Annotated in this window: 17 protein-coding genes; 14 read left to right on the forward strand and 3 right to left on the reverse strand. The window is 67.4% G+C overall.

Going from position 1 to position 22,238, the window contains the following annotated elements; all coding sequences use genetic code 11:
• Nucleotides 1-3 precede the first annotated feature (3 nt).
• The 7 genes from glyQ (at nt 4) to IV112_RS16935 (ending at nt 6,324) form a co-directional block, all read left to right on the forward strand.
• Nucleotides 4-954 (forward strand): glycine--tRNA ligase subunit alpha, encoded by a 951-nt coding sequence (glyQ, locus tag IV112_RS16905; protein ID WP_304005415.1) that lies wholly within the window; start codon nt 4-6, stop codon nt 952-954.
• Nucleotides 955-1,017: 63 nt separating this feature from the next.
• Entirely contained in the window at nt 1,018-3,123 is a 2,106-nt protein-coding gene (glyS, locus tag IV112_RS16910) for a glycine--tRNA ligase subunit beta (protein ID WP_304005418.1), read from the forward strand.
• A gap of 4 nt (nt 3,124-3,127) precedes the next feature.
• Nucleotides 3,128-3,670, forward strand: a complete 543-nt coding sequence (gene gmhB, locus IV112_RS16915) for a D-glycero-beta-D-manno-heptose 1,7-bisphosphate 7-phosphatase (protein ID WP_020163287.1) — start codon at nt 3,128-3,130, stop codon at nt 3,668-3,670.
• The gene (locus tag IV112_RS16920; RefSeq protein ID WP_304005422.1) at nt 3,670-4,413 is read left to right on the forward strand and encodes a lysophospholipid acyltransferase family protein; all 744 of its coding nucleotides are present in this window, start codon (nt 3,670-3,672) and stop codon (nt 4,411-4,413) included. The genes gmhB and IV112_RS16920 overlap by 1 nt, the downstream gene beginning before the upstream one ends.
• A complete protein-coding gene (locus IV112_RS16925) occupies nt 4,382-5,158 on the forward strand; it encodes a M48 family metallopeptidase (protein WP_019915436.1) in 777 nt (258 codons plus the stop codon). The genes IV112_RS16920 and IV112_RS16925 overlap by 32 nt, the downstream gene beginning before the upstream one ends.
• Before the next feature lie 15 nt (nt 5,159-5,173).
• Nucleotides 5,174-5,572, forward strand: coding sequence for a lactoylglutathione lyase (gene gloA, locus IV112_RS16930; RefSeq protein ID WP_304005425.1), 399 nt, complete (start codon nt 5,174-5,176; stop codon nt 5,570-5,572).
• 98 nt (nt 5,573-5,670) lie between these two features.
• On the forward strand, nt 5,671-6,324 hold the full coding sequence (locus IV112_RS16935; RefSeq protein WP_304005428.1) for a laminin B domain-containing protein: 654 nt from the start codon (nt 5,671-5,673) through the stop codon (nt 6,322-6,324).
• Here the strand turns inward: IV112_RS16935 and IV112_RS16940 are convergent, their stop codons facing one another.
• Nucleotides 6,325-9,438: an ATP-binding protein gene (locus tag IV112_RS16940; protein ID WP_304005431.1), complete on the reverse strand. Its 3,114-nt coding sequence runs from the start codon at nt 9,436-9,438 to the stop codon at nt 6,325-6,327.
• Nucleotides 9,439-9,441: 3 nt separating this feature from the next.
• Nucleotides 9,442-10,476, reverse strand: coding sequence for an HD domain-containing phosphohydrolase (locus IV112_RS16945; protein WP_304005432.1), 1,035 nt, complete (start codon nt 10,474-10,476; stop codon nt 9,442-9,444).
• Between the two features lie 204 nt (nt 10,477-10,680).
• On the opposite strand from IV112_RS16945, the gene IV112_RS16950 reads away from it, so the two are divergent.
• The 4 genes from IV112_RS16950 to IV112_RS16965 all read left to right on the forward strand — a co-directional run bounded on the left by IV112_RS16950 (nt 10,681) and on the right by IV112_RS16965 (nt 17,967).
• A complete protein-coding gene (locus IV112_RS16950) occupies nt 10,681-12,072 on the forward strand; it encodes a TAXI family TRAP transporter solute-binding subunit (protein ID WP_304005435.1) in 1,392 nt (463 codons plus the stop codon).
• A 104-nt stretch (nt 12,073-12,176) separates the two neighbouring features.
• Complete coding sequence (locus IV112_RS16955) at nt 12,177-13,400, forward strand: efflux RND transporter periplasmic adaptor subunit (protein ID WP_304005437.1); 1,224 nt, start codon at nt 12,177-12,179, stop codon at nt 13,398-13,400.
• Between the two features lie 14 nt (nt 13,401-13,414).
• Nucleotides 13,415-16,528, forward strand: coding sequence for an efflux RND transporter permease subunit (locus tag IV112_RS16960; RefSeq protein ID WP_304005439.1), 3,114 nt, complete (start codon nt 13,415-13,417; stop codon nt 16,526-16,528).
• Nucleotides 16,525-17,967 (forward strand): efflux transporter outer membrane subunit, encoded by a 1,443-nt coding sequence (locus IV112_RS16965; RefSeq protein WP_304005442.1) that lies wholly within the window; start codon nt 16,525-16,527, stop codon nt 17,965-17,967. The genes IV112_RS16960 and IV112_RS16965 overlap by 4 nt, the downstream gene beginning before the upstream one ends.
• Before the next feature lie 6 nt (nt 17,968-17,973).
• Here IV112_RS16965 and IV112_RS16970 read toward each other — a convergent pair whose 3' ends face one another.
• On the reverse strand, nt 17,974-18,555 hold the full coding sequence (locus IV112_RS16970) for a bactofilin family protein (protein ID WP_304005444.1): 582 nt from the start codon (nt 18,553-18,555) through the stop codon (nt 17,974-17,976).
• Between the two features lie 351 nt (nt 18,556-18,906).
• Here IV112_RS16970 and IV112_RS16975 point away from each other — a divergent pair, with 351 nt between their 5' ends.
• Genes IV112_RS16975 through IV112_RS16985 form a run of 3 tightly spaced genes read left to right on the forward strand, consistent with a single transcriptional unit; the run spans nt 18,907 to nt 22,149 of the window.
• Complete coding sequence (locus tag IV112_RS16975) at nt 18,907-20,304, forward strand: HAMP domain-containing sensor histidine kinase (protein ID WP_304005447.1); 1,398 nt, start codon at nt 18,907-18,909, stop codon at nt 20,302-20,304.
• Complete coding sequence (locus IV112_RS16980) at nt 20,294-20,776, forward strand: hypothetical protein (RefSeq protein WP_304005450.1); 483 nt, start codon at nt 20,294-20,296, stop codon at nt 20,774-20,776. Before IV112_RS16975 ends, IV112_RS16980 begins: the two co-directional genes overlap by 11 nt.
• Entirely contained in the window at nt 20,773-22,149 is a 1,377-nt protein-coding gene (locus IV112_RS16985; protein WP_304005453.1) for a sigma 54-interacting transcriptional regulator, read from the forward strand. Before IV112_RS16980 ends, IV112_RS16985 begins: the two co-directional genes overlap by 4 nt.
• Nucleotides 22,150-22,238 lie beyond the last annotated feature (89 nt).

Consider the following 22,238-nt stretch of genomic DNA (forward strand, 5'->3'; position numbering starts at 1 on the left):
TCCATGTCTGCTGCACCCACATTCCAGGAAGTGCTGCTGCGTCTGTCCCGTTTCTGGGGCGATCAGAACTGCGCGCTGCTTCAACCCTATGACATCGAGGTCGGTGCGGGCACCTTCCACACCGCCACCTTCCTGCGCGCCATCGGCCCCGAGCCCTGGCGCGCCGCCTACGTGCAGCCGTCGCGCCGGCCGAAGGATGGCCGCTACGGTGAGAACCCGAACCGCCTGCAGCACTACTACCAGTTCCAGGTCGCGCTGAAGCCGTCGCCGCCGAATATCCAGGAGCTGTACATCGACAGCCTGCGCGCACTCGGTCTCGATCCGTCGCAGCATGACATCCGCTTCGTCGAGGACGACTGGGAATCGCCGACGCTGGGTGCCTGGGGCCTCGGCTGGGAAGTGTGGCTGGATGGTATGGAGGTCACGCAGTTCACCTACTTCCAGGAAGTGGGTTCGATTCCGTGCAAGCCGGTGCTCGGCGAAATCACCTACGGCGCCGAGCGCCTGGCGATGTACCTGCAGGGCGTCGAGAACGTGTACGACCTCGTGTGGGCGCCGGGTATCCGCTACGGCGACGTCTATCATCAGAACGAGGTCGAACAGTCGACCTACAACTTCGAACATTCGAACGTCGAATGGCTGTTCAGGCAGTTCGGCGACTACGAGTCGGAAGCCAAGCGCCTGATCGAGGCCGGTCTGCCGCTGCCCGGCTACGAAATGGTCATGAAGGCCTCGCACAGCTTCAACCTGCTCGATGCGCGCGGCGCCATTTCGGTGACCGAGCGCGCCGCCTACATCGGTCGCGTGCGCGCATTGGCGCGGCTGGTGGCGCAGGCCTACTACGCCTCGCGCGAACAGCGCGGTTTCCCGATGGCCGATCTGAGCAGCCCGCGCCTGCGCGCATTGCTCGGCGAGGAAGAGTGCCAGCGCATCGAAGCGCTGCGTGCCGCCTGAGTTGCCCCGTTCCGATCCGACAGAACTGTTTTGAGGCCGCTGCGGCGGCCCTCTGGAAGAGCTATGCAAGCCACATTGCTGGTCGAACTGCTGACCGAAGAATTGCCGCCCAAGGCCCTGTCGCGCCTGGGCGAAGTGTTTGCCGACGCGGTGTTCAAGGCGCTGGTCGAGCGCAAGCTGGTCGCTGCCGACGCGCGCATGGACCGCTATGCCAGCCCGCGCCGTCTCGCGCTGACCGTGCAGGGCGTGACCGACCGCGCGCCCGACGCGGTGGTCGATGAAAAGCTGATGCCGGTCGCCGTCGCGCTCGATGCCGATGGCAAGCCGACACCGGCGCTGCTGAAAAAGCTGCAGGCGAAGAACATTGCGGTCGAGGCGTTGCCGCAGTTCACCCGTCGCCTGGACGGCAAGAGCGAAACGCTGTTCTACGCGATGACGGTGCCGGGCGCTGCGCTCGACGACGTGCTGGCTGGCATCGTGCTCGACGCGCTGAAGAAGCTGCCGATTCCGAAGCTGATGCGCTGGGCCGACTGCGACTACCAGTTCGTGCGCCCGGTGCACGGTCTGGTGCTGCTGCACGGCGACCGCGTCGTGCCGGGCCAGGCCTTCGGCCACGCGTCCGGTCGCAGCACGCGCGGCCACCGCTTCATGGGCGAGGGCGAAGTGACACTGGCGAACGCCGACGAATACGCGCGTGCGCTGTACGAGCGCGGTGCGGTGATGGCGTCCTTCGACGCCCGTCGCGCGCTCATCGTGCAGCGACTGGCACACGTCTGTGGCGACATCGGCAACGGCGTACACCACGTCGATGACGCAGCGCTGATCGACGAAGTGACGGCGCTGGTCGAGAACCCGAATGTCTATGTCGCGCAGTTCGAACCGGACTTCCTCGCCGTGCCGCAGGAGTGTCTCATCCTGACGATGAAGGCCAACCAGAAGTATTTTCCGCTGCTCGATGCCAATGGCAAGTTGCTGAACCGCTTCCTGGTGGTGTCGAACATGCAGGTGGCCGACCCGCACAACATCGTGTCCGGCAACGAGCGCGTGGTCCGCGCCCGGCTGTCGGACGCCCGCTTCTTCTTCGAGCAGGACAAGAAGACGCCGCTGGCCGCACGCATTCCGAAGATGGAGGCGGTGGTCTATCACAACCGCCTGGGCAGCCAGTTCGACCGCGTCATGCGCATCCAGCGTCTGGCCACCGACATTGGCGGCCGCCTCGGCGCCGACGTGATGCAGGCGGCGCGCGCCGGTCTGCTGGCCAAGGCCGACCTGATGACCGACATGGTGGGCGAGTTCCCCGAGTTGCAGGGCGTGATGGGGCGTTACTACGCGCAGCACGACGGCGAAGCCGAGGTCGTCGCGCAGGCGGTCGAGCAGCACTACCGCCCGCGCTTCGCCGGCGACGCGCTGCCGGAGGGCGCGGTGGCCTGCGCCGTGTCGCTGGCCGACAAGATCGACGCGCTGGCCGGCTTCTTCGGCATTGGCCAGATCCCGACCGGCGACAAGGACCCGTTCGCGCTGCGCCGCGCCGCGCTCGGTGTGTTGCGCATCCTGATGGAAACGCCGCTGCCGCTCGATCTGGCCGAACTGATCGCCGCCGCGCGCGGCGGTTTCCGCGCCGGCCAGGTGGGCGAGGGCGACGCTGCGAACTTCGAGGCGCAACTGCAGGACTTCATGTTCGAGCGTCTGCGCAACCTGCTGCGCGAAGCCGGCCACGATGCGCGCGCGATCGACGCCGTGCTGGCACTGCGACCGACGCGCATCGACCTCGTGCCGGCCAAGCTCGCAGCCGTGGTCGCCTTCTCGGCGCTGCCGGAGGCGCAGTCGCTGGCCGCGGCCAACAAGCGCATCGTCAACATCCTGAAGAAGGCGGATGGCGTGGCGGTCGGTGTCGACGCGGCCTTGTTTGCCGAGGCTGCCGAGCGCGACCTGCACGCCGCGCTGACGGGGGTGCAGCCGGCGCTGCGTGCCGATCTCGACGCGGGTCGCTACACCGAAGCGCTGACCGCCCTGGCGCAGCTGCGCGCGCCGGTCGACCGCTTCTTCGACGACGTGATGGTCAATGCCGACGACCTCAAGGTGCGCGCCAACCGCCTCGCGCTGCTGGGCGAGCTAGCGGCAGCGATGAATGCGGTGGCCGACATTTCGCGCCTTGAGCTGAAGGACTGAGCGGGTGAAGCTCATCATTCTCGACCGTGACGGTGTCATCAACTACGACTCCGACCAGTTCATCAAGTCGCCGCAGGAATGGCGACCGATCGAAGGGTCGATGGAGGCGATCGCGCTGCTGAACCAGTGGGGCTGGCGCGTGGTGGTGGCGACCAACCAGTCGGGCGTGGGTCGTGGCCTGTTCGACATGGACACGCTGGCCGCCATCCACGACAAGATGCACCGTACGGTGGCGCAGGCCGGCGGCCGCATCGACGCCATCTTCTTCTGTCCGCACGCAGCCGATTCCAAGTGCGCCTGCCGCAAGCCGAAGCCGGGCATGCTGCTGGAGATCGCCGAACGCTTCAACGTCGACCTGAACGACGTGCCGGTGGTCGGCGACAGCCTGCGCGACCTGCAGTCGGCCGTCGCCGCCGGTGCGCAGCCGGTGCTTGTACGCACCGGCAAGGGCGGGAAGACCGAAGCCGATCCCGAGCTGCCGCCCGGCACGCCGGTTCATGACAACCTCGCCGCCTATGTGCGCGCACTCACGGTGAATACCGACTGATGCCCTTCGTCCGCTCGCTGCTGTTCTTCGTCTTCCTCTTCGTCATCACGCCGCCGTTTTCGCTGATCGCCATCGTCGCGCGGCCGCTGCCGCCGCACGTGCGCTATCGCCTGATCGGGTTGTGGACGCATCTGACCATGTTCGCGCTGCGCATCATCGTCGGTCTGCGCCACCGCGTCATCGGCAGCGAGAACCTGCCCAAGGGCAAGGCGGTGGTGCTGTGCAAGCACCAGTCGGCATGGGAAACGATGGCGCTGCAGGTGTTCCTGCCGCCGGTCGCCTTCGTGTTCAAGCGCGAACTGCTGCGCATTCCGTTCTTCGGCTGGGGCCTAGGCTGCATGCCGATGATCGCGATCGACCGCGGCGCCGGCAAGGACGCGCTGAAACAGGTCGAGGAACAGGGCGCCCGCCTGCTCGACCTCGGTTTCTGGGTGACCGTTTTTCCCGAGGGCACGCGCATGCCGCCCGGGCAGACGAAGCGCTACAAGATAGGCGGCGCGCGGCTGGCCGAGGTGACCGGTGCGCCGGTGGTGCCGATCGCGCACAACGCCGGCGACTTCTGGAAGCGCAATGCCTTCCTCAAGCTGCCGGGCGAGATCACGGTGAGCATCGGACCGGCGATCGACACGCAGGGCTTGACGGCGGAACAGATCAACGGGCAGGCTCAAGCCTGGATCGAAAGTGAAATGCGCAGACTGTTCCCGCATCACTATGGCTCAAACCCACAGCCCGCAGCAGCTTGAATTGGCGCTCGATACGCCGGACAACGCGCCGCCGCAGCCGCGCGGTCGCCACATCGTGCTCGGTCAGCAGATCATCGAGTACGCACTGCGCCGCAGCCGCCGCAACTCGATCGGCTTTTCCATCGGTGAATCCGGTCTGCGCGTGACCGCGCCGCACTGGGTGACGCTGCCGCAGATCGAGGAGGCGTTGCGCGAGAAACAGCGCTGGATATTCACCAAGCTGGGCGAAGTGCGTGCCCGTCGCGCACCGGTGCGAACCGACTGGCGCGATGGCGCCCGACTGCCCTGGCTGGGCACTCACGTCATGCTGCGGCTCGGTGATACCTGCGCGCGCCCGCTGATCGACGACGAGGTGCTGCGCCTGCCGCTGCCGGCCGACGCCGACCACGACCGCGTGCGCGACGCGGTGTGCGGCTTCCTGCAGCAGGAGGCGCTGGCGCTGTTCACCCGCCGCGCGACCGAGCTCGGCGCGCGTATCGGCGTGGCGCCCGAACGTGTGGTGCTCAGTTCCGCGAACACCTTGTGGGGTTCGTGCACCGCGCAGGGCGTGATACGGCTGAACTGGCGACTGATCCATTTCTCGCCGGCGCTGATCGATTACGTGATCGCGCACGAACTGGCGCACCTGAAGGAACTGAATCACTCGCGCGCGTTCTGGGACACCGTGGCCGCCATCCTGCCCGGCTTCGAGGCGGCGCGACGCGAACTGCGCGCGCACCACCCGGGGCGCATCGTCGCCCCCTGATACGAGGACTTTCACATGCGCATCCTTCACACCATGCTGCGCGTCGGCAATCTCGACCGCTCCATCGATTTCTACACCAGTGTCCTCGGCATGCGCGTGCTGCGCCGCAAGGACTATCCGGACGGCAAGTTCACGCTGGCCTTCGTCGGCTACCAGGACGAAGCCGACGGCGCGGTGCTCGAACTGACCCACAACTGGGATACCGACAAGTACGACCTCGGCAACGCCTACGGGCACATCGCGCTCGAGGTCGACGACGCCTACGCCGCCTGTGATCAGGTGAAGGCGCGCGGCGGCAAGGTGGTGCGTGAGGCCGGCCCGATGAAGCACGGTTCGACCGTGATCGCCTTCGTCGAGGACCCGGACGGCTACAAGATCGAGTTCATCCAGCGCGGTTCGCAGTCAGCAGGCTGAGCGGCGACTGGCAACGCACGTCCGTGAGATATTCACGTGGCGTGCGTGCCCTGCAGGTTTAGGTTGCCGGCTTCCAACATCGGAATCGGAGGTCGGACATGCGTTCCCACATCATCGTGCTGCTGCTGTCGCTCGGCGCGTCCCAGGCGGCATTTGCCGCACCGTCGAGCACCTTCGATTCCGGCACCGACGGCTGGACGGTGTCCGACACCAATCCGCCCTTCGATTCCTTCGGCGGCTCCTTCACACCGGACTACGACGAGGAAGGCCAGTTCATCCGCTACACCGATCCGTCGGCGATGAGCTTCTTCTTCGAAGCACCGGAGTCCTTCCTCGGCGATCTGTCGGGCTACTACGGCGGTACGCTGCGCTACAGCCAGACCTTGTCGGTGCAGACACCGCAATGGCGCGACGATCCGGACGTGGTGCTGGTGAACGGTGCGGGCCTGGTGCTGGTGTTCCAGCACGACAACCAGCCGGGCATCGACTGGACCGACTTCACGGTGTCGCTGGCGGAGGGGAGCTGGCGCGTCGGCGGTCTTGGCGGCAGTTTCGCCACCGCTGCACAAATGCAGTCGGTGCTCGGCGACCTGCAGCGCCTGCGTATCCGCGGCGAGTACATTTCGGGGGTGGTGGAGACGACGGCGCTCGACAACGTCGCCATTACCGCCGTGCCCGAGCCAGCATCGTGGGCGCTGATGCTGTCCGGCGTGGCGCTGGTTGCCGGTGTGGCGCGGCGACGTCTCGGCTGATCAGGCCGCGACGCGGGCGGCCTGCAGTTCCGCCCGCAGTTCGGCGGCCAGGGCCTCCACCTCGGTTTCCAGCTGGTCGATCAGCAGGTCGGTGCCGGCGTCGTCCGGCGCCGTGGCGCCACTGCGTTCGAGCCGCCCGGCGATGCCGGCCGCCCGGGTGCCGCCGAAGTTGCGCACCGTGCCCTTGAGCGTGTGCGCCTCGACCGCCAGCGCATCGCGCGACACCGACCGTGCCTCGCGCAACGCACCCAGCATGGTCCGGTAGTCGCGCAGGAAGAGCACGATGATGTCGTGCATCAGCACTTCGTCGCCGCCCAGATTGCCGAGCGTGAACGTGCGGTCGAACTGCGCGACGTGGGCGTCATCCGCGCCGTCAGTCTCGCTGGCCGAGTGCTCGGAAGCGCGCCCGATTCGGGTCGAGCCCGGTTTCTGCAGCGCTTCCTCGAGCGCGCGGATCAGTGCCGGGACCTGTATCGGCTTCGATACGTAGCCGTCCATGCCAGCAGCAAAGCACTTCTCGCGGTCGCCAGCCATGGCATGCGCGGTCATCGCGACGATGGGCGTGTGCCGCTCGCCATCCTGCGCACGAATGTGACGCGTGGCGTCGAAGCCGCCCATCTGCGGCATCTGCAGGTCCATCAGGATGACGTCGTAGCGGATGCAGGCGGCCTTCTCGACGGCGTCGAGACCGTTCGCGGCGACATCGACGTGGTGGCCCAGGCGCTCCAGCAGACGCACTGCGAGCGTCTGGTTCACCGGATTGTCTTCGGCCAGCAGGATATTCAGTCGCCGCCCCTCTCCGCCCTGCGTGACCGGAATGCTTCGCCGCCCGCCAGCCGACCCGGTGCCGGTGGCGGCCATCAATGCGTCGAGCAGCGCGGCGGTCTGCGCAGGCCGCGCGACAACGCCGCTGATACCGGCCGGCAGTCTGCCGGCCACGGGCGCTTCGCCATCGTGCAGCAGGATGATGGGCAGTTCGGCCGCGCACTGTCCCTTCAGCGCATGCACCAGGGCCCAGCCGTCGCGCGCGGCGAGGTCCTCGGCCACCAGCAGGGCGCGGAAGCACTGTGCCTCGCTTTCTGCCGACACGATGGCACCGATGCCTTCGTCGAGATCGGCGCACAGCCGTGCCGCCATCTGCCATTGCGTCAGCTGGGCAGCGAGATGAGTACGCGAGGCCTCGTCGGGCTCGATCACCAGCAGTGGCATACGCTCCAGCGAGCCGGATTCCTGGGTTGCAAGTTCGCCGGCGCGCGCGCTGGTCAACGGGACGGTGAAATGAAAGGTCGATCCTTCGCCCGGTGCGCTGATCACTTCCAGCCGGCCGCCCATGCGTTTGACCAGTCGCGTGCAGATCGCCAGGCCGAGACCGGTGCCGCCGAAGCGGCGGGTGGTCGAACTGTCCGCCTGCGAGAAGGCGTCGAAGATGAGCGCCTGCTTGTCAGCAGGAATGCCGATGCCCGTGTCGCGCACTGCGAAGCGCAGGCCCTGCACGCCTTCGTCCTGGTGCGCGAGCGTGACCGAGAGGTCGACGCTGCCGCGTTCGGTGAACTTCAATGCGTTGCCGATCAGATTGGTCAGCACCTGACGCAGGCGTACCGGGTCGCCGCAGACACCGTCGGTCACCGATGGATCGATACGGCAGCCGAGCTGGACAGGACGGCCTGGCTTGGGCGCCAGCGTGCGCACGATGCTGCCGATCACTTCGCGCAGGCTGAACGGAATGTTCTCGAAGTCGAGGTGGCCGGCCTCGATCTTCGAGAAATCGAGGATGTCGTCGATCAGCGTCAGCAGCGTGTCCGACGATTGCTTCACCAGTGTCAGGTACTCACGCTGTTCGTTGGTCAGGTCGGTGTCGAGCGCAAGTTCAGTCATGCCCATGATGGCGTTCATCGGCGTACGGATCTCGTGGCTCATATTGGCCAGGAAGTCGCTCTTGGCGCGGCTTGCTGCCTCGGCGGCGTCACGCGCCCGCATCATCTGCTCGTGCACCGCGCGCCGCTCGCTGATGTCGGAGATGAAGGCAGTGAACAGTGCGCGTCCCTTCATGTGCGTCGAGGTGATGGCGAGCTGTGCAGGGAAGCGGCGACCGCTACGGTGGCGGATGTCCAGCTCCATGTGGTGGCCGATGACGGACTCGAAGTGGCGGCTCAGCCACTGCAGCAGGTCGTGCTGACCCGGCTCGCGTTCGGCGGGGGCCACCAGCAGTTCGATTACCGGATGCTGCATCGCCTCGGCAGCCGTCCAGCCCAGCATGCGTTCGGCAGCCGGGTTGTATTCGATCACGTTGCCGAAGCCGTCGAAGGTGATCACCGCGTCGAGCGCCGCACCGAGGATGGCTCCCGTCCGCGCTTCACTCTCGGCGAGCGCGCTGCGCTGGTCGTAGAGGCTCAGCGATGCCCAGTTCAGTGCCTGCGCCAGGCGGTCGGTTTCGTGCGAGCCGGTCGCCGCCGGCAGGGTTTCGCCCATTGCCTGATCCAGCCGTTCGGCGAAGTCGGTGCACTGGTTCAGCGTGGCCAGCGGCCGGCGCAGCAGCAGATAGAGCGCCGCGGAGCCGAGCAGCAGGGCGAACAGCCCGTACAGCAGACTGTCGCGCAGGATGTGCGCATGGACTTCGCGCGCCTCCGGGGTATCGGTCTCCGTGCGCAGCCATAGGGTTTGACCGCCGGCCACCAGCGGTACCCAGCTGACGACGATCTGCCGCTCCGTGTCGTCCTCTACCGCGGCGCGCGCACGCGCGATCAGGCCTGGTGGCGGCGCGTCGGTCGGGCGGGTGTCGGCAGTGCGCCAAGCCCCATCGCCGGCGCGTCGGAGTGCCGACAGGACTTCGCCGCTCGGCGTGAGCAGCGCCGCTGCCATCAGCGCCGCCGTGTCGGGTAGTCGCGGTCGCAGCGCGACCAGCGCGTCACGGTCGTATTCGATGTCGGCAGCCAGACCTGCCGCGATGGTGCGTGTCTCGGCCAGTGCGCTGCGCTCAAGCAGGCGCAGTGTTTCGCCTGCCTGCTCGTGGGCGGTATACAGCGCGTTGCCTGCGGCGCCGATGCCGAAGGCGAGGGCGAACAGCGCGGTGATGCGCAGCAGCAGGCGGTGCGGCCCGAAGGCTGGCAGCTTCATGACTCAGTCGTCCCGGAAGCGTGCCCGGATCTCCTGCACTTCCTCCCAGCGACCCAGCATGGCGTCCACGCAGCTCGGGTCGAAGTGCAGGTTGCGTCCAGCGGCGAGAAAGTCGCGTGCGCGTGCGACTTCCCACGCCTTCTTGTAGGGGCGCGACGAGGTCAGTGCGTCGAACACGTCGGCCACTGCGACGATGCGCCCGACCAGCGGGATGGCCTCGCCGGCAAGGCCATTGGGGTAGCCGCTGCCGTCGAACTTCTCGTGATGGCTGAGTGCGATCGTCGCCGCCATCTGCATGTAGGGCGACGCCGAGTCCTTCAGGATTTCGTATCCGATGGAGGCGTGCTGCTTCATGATCTCGAACTCGTCCGCGTCAAGACGGCCCGGTTTGAGCAGGATGTGATCCGGTGTGCCCAGCTTGCCGACGTCGTGCATCGGTGCGGCGATCAGCAGCGCCTCCTGCATGTCGGCGTCGAGCCCCATTTCGCGCGCGATCATGGCGGAGAAGTGCGCCATGCGCAGAATGTGGGCACCGGTCTCGGGGTCGCGGAATTCGGCGGCACGCGCCAGCTTGTTCAATGTCTCGCGCTCGCGCTCGAAGATTTCGGCGGTGGCGCGACGCACTTCGTCGGCCAGCACCCGCGCGTGGTTGGCCAGCACGACCTGACTGCGACGCAGCGACAGCATGTTCTTGACGCGCGACGTGAACTCGACGCGGTCTACCGGCTTGGTCAGGAAATCGTTGGCGCCGGATTCCAGCGCGCGGTAGCGCACCTCGCGCTCGTGGTCGGCGGTGACCATCAGCAGCGGCGTCTGCGTGCGCGAAAGATTGGAGCGGAAGCGCCGGATGAACTCGATGCCGTCCATGTCCGGCATCATGTAATCGACGATGACCAGATCGGGGTCTTCGCGCATGCAGTGTTCCAGCGCCTCCGACGGCGACAGGAAACAGGCCGATTCGACGTCCGGCAGCTTGCCCAGCAGCGCAGACATCAGAACCAGATTCACCTGCGCGTCATCCACGACCACTACATTCATCCAGGGCACCCCATGTGCGTATCTTGTTCGATGTGCGGCGGTGCCCGATCGGCCCGTCCGATCCATCCTTTCCGCACGAAGGAATAACGGCGCCGCGCGCGGGCGACTTTAGACGGCCCGAATCGCGGCTGACAGAATGAAACAGATGTGCGCGAGGGCATCAGGCCGTGCGCGAGCCCGGTCGGCGCGCTACCCTACTGCCCGATGAATGCTCCGACGCCCTATACGCTCCGCGCTTCCGCGCTGCGCAACTGGTTGCGCCAGTTGTCCTTCCGCGACATGTTCGCGCTCGGCCTGCCGGCCCTGCTCATCATCGCCGCCGGTTTCTGGTTCGCCGCCCGCTACATCAAGCCGGCACCGCCCGACCAGGCGACGATTTCCTGCGGTGCCCAGGGTTCTGCCTATGAATCCTTCTGCGCCCGCTACAAGCCGCTGATCGAGCCCTTCGGCGTTGGCGTGAAATTGCTCGAAAGCGCCGGTTCGATAGAGAATCTGAAGCGTCTGAACGACCCGGAACAGAGCGTCGATTTCGCCTTCGTCCAGGGCGGCAGTGCGGAAGATCACCCGCCCGGGCTGCTGTCTCTCGGGGCCGCCTATTACGAACCGGTGTGGGTGTTCTACCGCGGCCGGCCCGGACTGGAGCGGCTGGATCAGTTGAAGGGCCTGCGCATCGGCGTCGGGCCGGAAGGCAGTGGCACCCGCCACCTTGCGCTGCAGATGCTGGCGGCGCACGGCATGGCGGACGACAAGCGGCGTCTGCTGCCGCTGAGTGGAATCGCCGGCGTCACCGCGCTGCGCAACCGCCGCATCGACGCGCTGGTCGTGGTCGGCGCCGTGCATTCGGCAAGCGTATGGGCCTTGCTGTATTCGGACGGCGTTTCGCTGATGAGCATGACGCAGGCGCCCGCCTACTCGCGCCGCTTTCCGCATCTGACCATGCTGACGCTGCCGCGTGGCGCAATCGATTTCGTACGCGACATTCCGTCGAAGGACGTGTCGCTGGTGGCGACACAGGCCTATATGGTGGCGCGCGAGGACACGCACCCGGCGCTGATCGACCTGATGCTCGGCGCGATGAAGCCGGCGCATGCCGAGGCCAGCGTGTTCCAGCGGCCGGGCGAGTTTCCGAAGGCGGACGGCGGCGACTTCGAACTGCATCCGCGCGCCAAGCGCTTCTACGAGGTCGGCCCGCCCTTCCTGCAGCGCTATCTGCCGTTCTCGATCGCCAACCTTCTCGATCGCATGCTGGTGCTGCTGGTGCCGCTGCTGGCCCTGGCACTGCCGCTGTTCAAGATCCTGCCGCAACTGTATGTCTGGCGCGTGCGCAGCAAGCTGTACCGCTGGTATGGCGAACTGAAGGACGTCGAACGTCAGGCCATGCTGCCGGACACGACGCGCAGCCGGGCCGAGTGGCTGGACGACATCGACCGCATAGAGGCGGCGGTCGCGCGCATCACGGTGCCGCTGGCGCATTCCGATTATCACTACCAGCTGCGTGCCCACATTCACATGGTCCGACGCCGACTGCAGGGCATACCGGAGGGCACGGCACCGGAGAATCCGCCGTCCGCAGGAACCGAATCGGCGCCGTCATGACTCAGTGACAGTTCGCCCGCCGTGCGCCGATACCCCGCATGGGGCAAATTTACAAACATTCGTGCTTGTATATAATTGCAGGCCGAATTCAGGAGAGTTCCCCGATGCCTGTCCGCTCCGCGGCCGCCGTGCCCGCCTCGCGCCCGATTTCCCGCCTGGCCGTGCGCCCGGGGCGCCGACTTTCTCCGCGCCACGCCTCTTTCGGTTTCGTCGTACTGATCGCTGCGGCGCTGCTGCTCTCCGCCTGCAGCGGCGACAAGTCAGCGCAGCCGGCCGCCGCGGCGCCGCAGGCCCTGCCGGTCACCGTGATCGAAGTGGCGCCGACGCAGGCGCCGCTGGTGGTGGAGGCGGTGGCGCAGGCCGAAGGTGCGCGCGAGGTCGAGGTGCGGGCGCGGGTCAGCGGCATCCTCGAGAAATGGCTGTTCCGCGAGGGCGAGCCGGTCAAGGCCGGGCAGATGCTGTTCCGCATCGAGCGTGCCCCGTTCGAGATTGCGCTGGCGCAGGCCAAGGCGCGTCTGGCCGAAGCGCAGGCGGTCGAGGAACAGACGGCGCGTGAAGCGCAGCGTCTGACCGGGCTGGTGGCCGACAAGGCGATCAGCCAGAAGGAATTTGATGACGCGCGCTCGGCCAGCGCAGTGGCCAGGGCGGCGGTGAAATCGGCCGAAGCGGCGGTGCGCGAAGCGGAACTGAATCTGAGCTATACGCAGGTGACTGCGCCGGTGGCCGGCGTGACCGGACGCGCCCAGCGTTCCGAAGGTTCTCTGGTGAATACCGGGACCGACAGCCTGCTCACCACGATTGCGCAGATCAACCCGATCTGGGTGCGTTTCAGCCTTTCGGACAACGATCTGGCCGGTGTGCCGGGTGGTCGGGCGGCGGTGCGCAGTTTCCGCGAGGTCGAGCTGCAGCTGCCCGACGGCAGCATCCTGCCGCAGCGCGGCCGCATCAATTTCTCCGCCAGCCGCATTGATCCGGCGCTGGGCACGCTGGAAATGCGCGCCGAATTCGCCAATGCCGACGCCGTCGTGCTGCCCGGCCAGTTCGTCCGCGCCCGGGTGATCGCCGGGGAGCGCGACAACGTGTTCCTGGTGCCGCAGGCTGCGGTGACGCAGACCGAGAGCGGTCCGGTGGTGATGCTGGCCAATGCCGAAGGCAAGGTGGAGCCGCGTCCGGTCAAGCTCGGCCAGTGGCAGGGCAAGGACTGGGTGGTGACCGGCGGCCTGCAGGCCGGTGACCGCGTCATCGTCGATAACCTGATCAAGCTGCGTCCGGGCGCGCCGGTGGCGCCGCGCGCGGCGGGTGAAGCCGCGCCGCCGGCGAAGTCCTGAAGGAGCGCCCGCACATGGCCCGCTTCTTCATCAACCGCCCGATCTTTTCGGGCGTCATATCCATCGTCATCATGATTGCGGGCCTGGTGGCCTCGCTGTCGCTGCCGATCGCGCAGTACCCGGAGATTTCGCCGCCCACGGTGATCGTCACCGCCTCCTATCCGGGTGCCAACTCGGAAACGCTGGCGCGCACGGTGGCGGCCCCGATCGAGGAACAGCTGTCGGGCATCGAGGGCCTGCTGTACTTCAACTCGACTTCGACGTCGAACGGCACGGTCACCATCACGCTCACCTTCGAGGTGGGCACCAATCCGGATACCGCGCTGATCGCGGTGAACAACCGCATTTCGGTGGCCGAGTCGCGGCTGCCGGAAGACGTGCGCCGCTCCGGCCTGGTGGTGCGCAAGCGCTCGAACAACCTGCTGATGATCGCTGCGCTGAAGTCGACCGACGGCCAGCGCGACACGCTGTTCCTGACCAATTACGTGCAGGTGAACGTGCTGGAGGAACTGCGCCGCCTGCCCGGCGTCGGTGACGCGATCGCCTTCGACGCGCCGTACGCGATGCGCGTCTGGCTGAAGCCGGACGTGATGGCGCGCTTGGGCATCACGACCACCGAGGTGGCGGCCGCCATCCGCGTGCAGAACGCGCAGAACGCGGTCGGCCGTATCGGTCAGGAGCCGGTCACCAACGGCCAGCAGCTCACCTACACGGTGACCGCCAAGGGCCGACTGCTCGACATTCCGCAGTTCGAGAACATCATCCTGCGCGCCGACGGCCCGGGCGGCGTGGTGCGGCTGAAGGATGTCGCACGGATCGAACTGGGTGCCGAGAACTACGACCGTACGACCAAGGTGAATGGCACGCCGGTGTCCGGCATGGGTGTCTATCTGCAGTCGGGTGCCAACGCGCTCGACACCGCCAAGGCGGTGCGCGCCAAGCTCGACGAACTGTCGCAGCGACTGCCCGAAGGCACCGAATTCATCATCCCGAACGACACCACGCGCTTCATCAGCGAGTCGATCAAGGAGGTGGTGCACACGCTGGCCGAGGCCACCGTGCTGGTGGTGCTGGTGGTGTGGGTGTTCCTGCAGAACTGGCGCGCCACGCTGATTCCGCTGATCGCGGTGCCGGTGTCGCTGGTCGGCACCTTCGCCGGTCTGTGGGCGCTCGGTTTCTCGATCAACACGCTGACGCTGTTCGCAATGGTGTTGTCGATCGGCATCGTGGTTGACGATGCCATCGTCGTGCTGGAGAACGTCGAGCGGCAGATGCGCGAACACGCGCTGCCACCCAAGCAGGCGTCGATGGCGGCGATGCGCGAGGTGTCGGGCGCGCTGGTGGCGATGGTGCTGGTGCTGTGCGCGGTGTTCGTACCGGTGGCTTTCCTCGGCGGCATCGCCGGTCAGCTCTACCAGCAGTTCGCCGCCACGGTGGCGATTTCGGTGTCGATCTCCGGTGTCGTCGCGCTGACGCTGACGCCGGCGCTGTGCGCGCTGATGCTGAAGGAGCACGAGGGCGAGGTGAAATTCTTCCGCCCGTTCAACCGTGGCTTCGAATGGCTCACCCGGCTGTATACCGGCACCGTGGGCGCCACGCTGCGTCACCGCGTCGTGGCGACGCTGCTGGTGCTGCTGCTGTTCGCCGGCGCCGGTTTCATGTTCCGCGTTGTGCCCGGCGCCTTCGTTCCGTCCGAGGACCAGGGCTATCTGTTCGGCTTCGTCACGCTGCCCGACGGCGCTTCGGCCGAGCGGACCGAGGTGTCGTTCGAGAAGATCCGCCGCGTGATCAACGACCACCCGGCGGTGGAGAACGTGTTCATGGTGCGCGGCATGGACTTCATCACCGGCAACAACCGGCCCAGCGTGGCGATGACCTTCGTCGTGCTGAAACCGTGGAAGGACCGCGCGACCACGGCCGACGACCTGCAGAAGGTGATCGCCGCCGAAGGCATGAAGCTGACCGACGGCATGGGCTTCATCTTCAATCCGCCGCCGATCCAGGGGCTGGGCGCGGCCGGTGGTTTCGAAGCCTATGTGCAGGCGCGCGAGGATTCCGATGCGCGCAAGCTGGCGGCCATTACGGGGCAGCTGATCGCTGAGCTGAACAAGCGACCGGAACTGGTGGACGTGAAGACCTTCTTCCGTGTGTCGTCGCCGCAGCTCGCGGTCGATGTCGATGAGCCGAAGGCGCTGTCGTTGGGCATTCCGCTCGACGCGCTGTATTCGACGCTGCAGGCGACGATGGGCACGCTGTACGTGAACGACTTCAACCGCTCGGGCAAGACCTACAAGGTGCAGCTCGGCGCCGACGCGCCCTACCGGATGAAGCCGGAGGACCTCGGCAAGCCCTACGTCCGGTCGAGCTCCGGCGCGATGATTCCGCTGTCGGCGGTGATCAGCGTGCGTACCGTGGTCGGGCCGGAAATGGTCGAGCGCTTCAACGGCTTCGTCGCCGCCAAGATACTGGGCAATGCGGCCCCCGGTCGCAGCTCCGGTGATGGCATCGCGGCGGTCGAGGAGGTGGCGCGTCAGGTGCTGCCAGCCGGTTACACGCTGGAGTGGGTGGGGCAGGCTTACCAGGAGAAGCGCACGGGCATCACCTCGGTGCTGGCGCTCGGGTTCGGCATCATCATGGTGTTCCTGATCCTGGCTGCACAGTACGAGCGCTGGTCGCTGCCGCTGGCGGTCATCATGGCCATCCCGTTCGCCATCCTCGGCGCGCTGCTGGCCGTATGGGTGCGCGGCATGCCGAATGACATCTACTTCCAGATCGGTCTGGTGGTGCTGGTCGGGCTGGCGGCGAAGAACGCCATTCTGATCGTCGAGTTCGCCCTGCAGAAGCAGCAGGAAGGCATGGACGCCATCACCGCGTCGCTGGAGGCGGCACGACTGCGCTTCCGCCCGATCTGCATGACGGCGCTGGCCTTCATCCTCGGCGTGGTGCCGCTGGTCACCGCCACCGGTGCCGGCGCCGCGGCGCGCCGCTCGATGGGGACCGGCGTGTTCGGCGGCATGCTGGCCGCCACCTTCATCGCCACGATATTCATTCCGATGTTCTACAGCTGGATGGCCGGCCGCAAGGCGGCGCGCCGTGACGACGGCCCGGCCGACGAGGTGACCGCATGATGCCCGCCGCCCTGAAGACGCCAATCGCGCTGGCCTGCGCAGCGCTGCTGTCCGGCTGCATGGTCGGGCCGGACTATGTGCGCCCGACGGTCGATCTGCCGGCACAGTACGCACCCGCGCAGGACGCGGCGCCCGTTGCGGTCGCGCGTGGCTGGTGGAAGCATTTCAACGACGACACGCTGAACACGCTGGTCGAGCGGGCGCTTGCCGACAACGCCGACGTACAGCGCGCCGCGGCGCGGATCGAACAGGCCGACGCGCTGCTGCGCGAAGCCGGCGCGGCTTTGTTCCCCGATGTCGGTCTTGGCGCCTCGGCCAGCCGTTCGCGCATCAGTGGCGTCGGTGCGCCCATACCGGCCGGCGCGCCGCTCTACCGCAACAGCTTCCAGACGGCGATCTCGACCTCGTTCGAACTCGATTTCTGGGGCCGCTTGCGCCGCGCCAGCGAGGCGGCGCGCGCGCAGGCGCTCGGTACGCGGCACGCGAAGGACACGGTGGAACTGACGCTGGTGAGCCAGGTGGTCGGTGGCTACCTGAACCTGCGCGCGCTCGACGCACAGCTCGTGCTGTCGCGCGACACGCTGGCCACGCGGCGTGAGAACGTGGACATCCTGCGCAGCCGTGTCGAGCGTGGTCTCACCAACGAACTGGAACTGCAGCAGGCGTTCGGCGCGGTCGCGGCGATCGAGGCGCAGATCGCCGATCTGGCGCGCAGCCGCGGCATCGCCGAAAACCAGATCGCGCTGCTGACCGGCAATCTGGGCATGCGCATCGAGGCCGGCGACCTGCGCAGCCTGCCGCTGCCGCCGTTGCCGCCAGCCGGCTTGCCGTCGTCACTGCTCGACGCCCGTCCCGATGTGCGACAGGCGGAGGCGGAGCTGGCGTCGGCCAACGCACAGATCGGTGTCGCCAAGGCGGCGCTCTATCCGTCGATTTCGCTGACCGGCAACTACGGCTCGCAGAGCCGCGAATTGTCGGACCTGTTCAGTGGCCCGGCCAATATCTGGTCGCTCGGCGTCGCACTCGATCTGCCCCTGTTCGACGCCGGTCGCCGCAGCGCCCGCGTCGATCAGGCCACGGCGCAGCAGAAGCAGGCGCTGGCCGGCTACGTGTCGGCCATCCGTAACGCCTTCACCGACGTGCGTGACGCACTGGTCGCTGCCGAACAGTACGCGCAGAGTGTGAGCGCACTGCTGGCGCAGTCCGACGCCGCGGCGCGCAGCCTGCAACTGGCGCAGAAGCGCTACGACGCAGGCTACTCGCGCTATCTCGAAGTGCTGGATGCGCAGCGCACCGCCAACGAGGCATCGCTGGCACTGGTGCGCGCACGCCAGGGGCAACTGGCCGAAGTGGTGAACCTGTACGCCGCGCTCGGCGGCGGACGGGGTGAGGAGGCTGTGGCCGCGCCGGACGACGCCGCAGCGTCGTCCTCACGCTGATCCGCTTCAACCGGCGAGCGCGGTCAGCGACCGCGGCTCGTCGGCTTTGCGCTCGACCGGCTTTTCCTTGCCGGCGCTGGCCAGCGATTTAATGTCGCCCGAAATTTCGCCGCCTTCCTCGATATGGATCTTGCCGTAGCGGATCTTGCCGCTGACGCGGCCGGTGGCATGGACGATGAGCTGTTCGCGCGCGGTCAGTTCGCCGTCGAAATTGCCGTGGATTTCCGCCACGTCGATGCTGACGGTGCCGGAGTAGGCACCGTTCTCGGCGATGCGGATGACGCGGCTGTCCATCGTCGCTTCGACCCGACCTTCGACCACCAGCGTGTCGCAATCGAGAATTTCCGCGCCACGCAGCTTCACGTCGGGGCCGACGATGAGACGGCTGCCGTGCGTGGGCGAGGGTTCGATCGCTTCCGGCTTCGACGGCTGCGGCGCCGGAGTGTCGCGCTGCGGCGACAGTGCGGCCGGCGACGGTGTCGTGCTCACCGTCATACCGCTGCCGGACGTGCCGCCGCCGCCCGGTCGTATCGTGCGCGGCAGCGTGGATTCGGTGGATTTCGGGAACAGGCCGGGCTTGTTGAACATATCGTCTCCTTGAAAGTGGCTCGCACCGTGCGGCACGGCGCGCACCGACCGTTCGCAAGTCGTGTGCCTGGTGGTGAATCTATTATTGAATCAATGATTTATGCGCTTCTATTCGACCTTTTCCGGCGCTTCTGCAGCGCATGCACGCGATTCTGTCGCCGCAGCGCGACAGTCGGCTGCGGGGAAGGGGCGCAGCGCCCATCCAGATGTGCGCTGCGCCCTGTCGCCGCGTGGCGACACACCGCCGGGACGTGGCGGATTTAACGTTCTGTTGCATTCCATTACCGGACCTTACCGCGGCCCGCGTCCGGGCTGCCTAGACTCGGACGTTCACCGGAAATCCTTCGACCCATGCCTCATGCATCCTTCCGTACCACCCTGCTGCTGACCGTGCTGCTGATTGCCGGCGCGCTCGGTGCCGCAGCAGCAAATGGCTGGATCATGTTGCAGGATTTCGCCCGCGCCAGTCGTGAGGCCGGCAGTGGCGCACTGAATCTGACGTCGGCGATGCAGCAGATCGACGAGCGCTCGCTCGACATGGCGCGCAGCGCGCGTCAATACGCCGTGCTGCGGGACGACGGTTTGCGTCGCCGCTACGATGAGGCTCAGACGCAAGCGCTGGCCTCGCTGGCGACGATGACCGCGAGCTTGCCGCAGATCGCGCCGCACGCGGACACGTGGCGACGCACCGAAGCTCAGTTGCGCGCCGTGTTCGACCAGCCAGCCGAGGCCGCCGTCGGCGACGCGTTGCCCGATCTCGCACCGATCAACGATCGCCTTGCCGCCGGCGTGCGCGAGGCCATCGATGGCCGCAATGCGGCGCTGCTCGATACGCTGGAGTCGAGCCGCGACACCCTGGCGACGCAGGTGCTGGCGGCCATCGCCCTCGCGCTCCTGCTCGCGGTGGCAACCGGCTGGTGGATACTGCGGCCGCTGAAGCGCGTGGAGCAGGCGATTGCGCGCCTCGGCGAAGGACAGTTCTCGACGCCGGTACAGGTCGGCGGCCCGGCCGATCTGCGCCGGCTCGGCGAGAAGCTCGAATGGCTGCGATTGCGGCTGGCCGATCTCGAAGCGCATCGCAATCGCGTGCTGCGCCATGTGTCGCACGAACTGAAGACGCCGCTCGCATCGCTGCGCGAGGGCATTGCGCTGCTGCAGGACGGTGTGACAGGACGGCTCAGCGACGAGCAGATCGAAGTCAGCGGCATACTCGACGCGAATGCGCGCGCGCTGCAGGAACGCATCGAACAGCTGATCGGCTACAACGCGACGCAGTTCGACGCCCGCCACCTCGAACTGAAGCCGACCGCGCTGCGTGCGCTGGCGCGCGAAGTGGCGGCCGACCTCAAGCTGCAGGCGCAGGCCAAGGACATCCGTCTCGATGTCAGCGGCTATGCGCCGCCGGTGCGCGGCGACGCCGCCAAGCTGCGCATCGCGCTCACGAACCTGTTGGCCAACGGCATCGCCTTCAGCCCGCACGGTGGCACGGTGCGCCTCGAACTGAGCAGCGATGGTGGCACCACGCGCATCGACTGCATCGACGAAGGTCCGGGTGTCGCGCCGGACGAGACCGAACGCATCTTCGAACCCTTCTTCCGCGGCAGCCGCCGCGCACCGCGCCCGGACAAGGGCAATGGCCTCGGCCTGGCCATCGTGCGCGAATTTATCGCCGCGCACGGCGGTCGCGCACTGGTGCTGCCGGCCGAGCGCGGCGCCCACTTCAGGATCGAATTGCCCCATGCCAGCTGACGTCCGTCTGACCCGTCTGATCCCGATCGCGCTTGCGCTCTCGCTCGCTGCCTGCGCCGGAGTGAAGCCCGCTCCATCCGCGCCGGCGACGAACGAGGCGCCACAGCCGGCAGCGCTTGAAACAGATACGAATGCGGCGGAACGCCAGTTGCAGCAGGCGATGCAGGCGGCGCAGCCGCGCGGCGGCAATCTGACGCGCGCGCGCACCCTGCTGGAGGCGCTGGTCGCCTCCAGCAGCGACGAGGCGCGGGCCGTGCAGCCGTATGCGAAATCGCTGCTCGAACAGGTGATTGAGCGCCAGCGCCTGGACGCTGCCAACGTGAAGCTGACGCAGCAGCTCGAACGCAGCAGCCAGCAACTGAAGGACAGCCAGGCGCGGACGGACGAACTGCAGCGCAAGCTCGACGCGCTGGCCGACATCGAGCGCAGCCTGCCGCCCGCGCGCATTCCGTCGCGCGGCGTACCGCGGTGAGGGCGGACGGGCAGCACCGTCTGCTGCTGGTCGACGACGATACCGATCTGCTGCGCCTGCTGTCGCTGCGGCTCAAGGCCAGCGGCTATCGCGTCAGCACCGCCGAAACGGCCGAGGCGGCGCTGACGCGACTGGCAGTAGAGCGCTTCAGCCTGGTGCTGAGCGACGTGCGTCTGCCGGACCGCGACGGGCTCGCGCTGTTCGACGATATCCGTGCGCAGCACCCGGCGCTGCCGGTCATCCTGCTGACCGCGCACGGCAGCATTCCCGATGCGGTGGAGGCGACCTCGCGCGGCGTCGCCGGCTATCTGACCAAACCTTTCGACAGCGCCTCACTGCTCGATCGCATCGCTCAGGCGCTGTCGCACGCCGCTCCGGCCGGTGCGGTGACGGCGATCGACGCTGGCTGGCGTGACGGCTTCATCAGCCGCAGTGCGCGGATGGAGTCACTGCTCGACGAGGCGCGGCTGGTGGCGGCCTCCGATGCCAGCGTGCTGATACGCGGCGACAGCGGCACTGGCAAGGAACTGCTGGCACGCGCCCTGCACCGCGCCAGCCCGCGCGCGCAGGCGCCTTTCGTCGCCATCAACTGCAGCGCGATACCGGACGCGCTGCTCGAATCCGAACTGTTCGGCCACGAACGCGGCGCCTTCAGCGGCGCGGTCGCGCGCCACACCGGGCTGTTCCGTGCAGCGCACGGCGGAACGCTGTTTCTCGACGAGATCGGCGACATGCCGCCAGCGCTGCAGGTGAAGCTGCTGCGCGTGCTGCAGGAGCGGGCGGTACGACCGGTCGGCGCGACGCAGGCCGAGCCGGTCGATGTGCGCATCGTGTCGGCCACCCATTGCGATCTCGACGCGCTGCTCGCGCAAGGGCAGTTCCGCGAAGACCTGTATTACCGCATCAACGTGGTCACGCTGACGCTGCCTCCGCTGTCCGAGCGGCGTGAGGACATTCCGCTGCTGGCCGAGCACTTCCTGCGCACGCTGGCAAAGAAGTACGGCAAGCGCTTGCGCGGCTTCGCGCCCGACGCGCTGGAAGCGCTGGCGACCGCGCACTGGGCCGGCAACGTGCGGCAGCTGCAGAACGTGGTCGAGCAGGCGTGCGCGCTGGCCACTACGCCGCTGGTGCCGCGCGCGCTGGTGGATCGTGCGCTGCGTGTGAAGCCGATGGAGGCGTTGGGCTACGCCGAGGCGAAACAGCGCTTCGAGCGCAATTACCTGGTGCAGCTGCTCAAGCTCACCGCCGGCAACGTGACCGACGCGGCGCGCATCGCCGGCCGCAACCGCACCGAGTTCTACCGCCTGCTGCAGCGCTACGACCTGAACCCCGGCCTGTTCCGCGGCGATGTCGCCGAGATGCGACAGGCCTGACCGGCGCGGCGCAAGGGGTTGCGGTCCAGTGTCGGGCGCGCGTCGCCGCAGCCCGACGCGAAGTGTGTGCGGCCCCGTCCAAGTATCTG

The organism is Methyloversatilis discipulorum, from assembly GCF_018780585.1.
Classification (GTDB): domain Bacteria; phylum Pseudomonadota; class Gammaproteobacteria; order Burkholderiales; family Rhodocyclaceae; genus Methyloversatilis; species Methyloversatilis discipulorum_B.

Excerpts from the sequence above, each read along its gene's own strand:
- glyQ (WP_304005415.1), top strand. The coding sequence starts at position 4 with ATGTCTGCTGCACCCACATTCCAGGAAGTGCTGCTGCGTCTGTCCCGT.
- glyS (WP_304005418.1), top strand. The coding sequence starts at position 1,018 with ATGCAAGCCACATTGCTGGTCGAACTGCTGACCGAAGAATTGCCGCCC.
- IV112_RS16920 (WP_304005422.1), top strand. The coding sequence starts at position 3,670 with ATGCCCTTCGTCCGCTCGCTGCTGTTCTTCGTCTTCCTCTTCGTCATC.
- IV112_RS16925 (WP_019915436.1), top strand. The coding sequence starts at position 4,382 with ATGGCTCAAACCCACAGCCCGCAGCAGCTTGAATTGGCGCTCGATACG.
- gloA (WP_304005425.1), top strand. The coding sequence starts at position 5,174 with ATGCGCATCCTTCACACCATGCTGCGCGTCGGCAATCTCGACCGCTCC.
- IV112_RS16935 (WP_304005428.1), top strand. The coding sequence starts at position 5,671 with ATGCGTTCCCACATCATCGTGCTGCTGCTGTCGCTCGGCGCGTCCCAG.
- IV112_RS16940 (WP_304005431.1), bottom strand. The coding sequence starts at position 9,438 with ATGAAGCTGCCAGCCTTCGGGCCGCACCGCCTGCTGCTGCGCATCACC.
- IV112_RS16945 (WP_304005432.1), bottom strand. The coding sequence starts at position 10,476 with ATGAATGTAGTGGTCGTGGATGACGCGCAGGTGAATCTGGTTCTGATG.
- IV112_RS16950 (WP_304005435.1), top strand. The coding sequence starts at position 10,681 with ATGAATGCTCCGACGCCCTATACGCTCCGCGCTTCCGCGCTGCGCAAC.
- IV112_RS16955 (WP_304005437.1), top strand. The coding sequence starts at position 12,177 with ATGCCTGTCCGCTCCGCGGCCGCCGTGCCCGCCTCGCGCCCGATTTCC.
- IV112_RS16960 (WP_304005439.1), top strand. The coding sequence starts at position 13,415 with ATGGCCCGCTTCTTCATCAACCGCCCGATCTTTTCGGGCGTCATATCC.
- IV112_RS16965 (WP_304005442.1), top strand. The coding sequence starts at position 16,525 with ATGATGCCCGCCGCCCTGAAGACGCCAATCGCGCTGGCCTGCGCAGCG.
- IV112_RS16970 (WP_304005444.1), bottom strand. The coding sequence starts at position 18,555 with ATGTTCAACAAGCCCGGCCTGTTCCCGAAATCCACCGAATCCACGCTG.
- IV112_RS16975 (WP_304005447.1), top strand. The coding sequence starts at position 18,907 with ATGCCTCATGCATCCTTCCGTACCACCCTGCTGCTGACCGTGCTGCTG.
- IV112_RS16980 (WP_304005450.1), top strand. The coding sequence starts at position 20,294 with ATGCCAGCTGACGTCCGTCTGACCCGTCTGATCCCGATCGCGCTTGCG.